General features: G+C 56.8%; 1 pseudogene. It reads right to left on the bottom strand.

The features are described from left to right. Positions 1-266 (bottom strand): annotated as a pseudogene (locus GBM95_RS11950) (hypothetical protein); the annotation flags it as partial. Positions 267-662 lie beyond the last annotated feature (396 nt).

Consider the following 662-nt stretch of genomic DNA (forward strand, 5'->3'; position numbering starts at 1 on the left):
ACGTCGACAATGACATACGCGTAGTAGAACCTGCCCGTGTACTTGCTCGAGCGCAGATAGGTGATGTCCCAGGTCCACACCTCGTTTGGCTTCTCTGCGCTGTATGCAGTCGGCTTGCTGCGCCGGCGGGCTTCCCGGGTAGGCGCACGGCGTGCGTTCAATCCCCGTGCCCTGAAGAGACGGTAAAGCGTTGAGAGAGAGCACCAGTACTCCTTGTTTTCATCGAGCAGCTTGTAGAAGGCCTGCGTCAGACTAAGATCCCGCACATCGGCTTTGCAGAAGCGATCTACGATCTGCTCACGCAGGTCCTCAGGGATTTGCCGCGGGCTCGTAAAGTTGCTGCGGTCGAGCCGGCCATCACCATCCGGTGCATGCCGCCAGTTCTGCAGCGTCCGTGGGGTAATGCCGACTGCCTCGCAGGATTGCCTCTGCGACAAGCCTTTCGATTGACCGAATTCGACCAGCGAAACGATTTCCCGGCGATCATGGGCACTGATCAGCTTTCCTTTGCCCCCCAGATCGCCTCGGCTTTTTTTGACAACATCAGCATCGTCGCAGCGTCCGCTAATGCTTTGTCTTTTCTGGCGATTTCTCGGTCCTTCCTGGCATTTTCCTTCTTGAGTTCAGACATGGCCGACATCTGAGCATCATGGAGCTTCTTG

Origin of the sequence: Sutterella seckii (assembly GCF_009183815.1) — a bacterium.
Taxonomy (GTDB): domain Bacteria; phylum Pseudomonadota; class Gammaproteobacteria; order Burkholderiales; family Burkholderiaceae_F; genus Sutterella; species Sutterella seckii.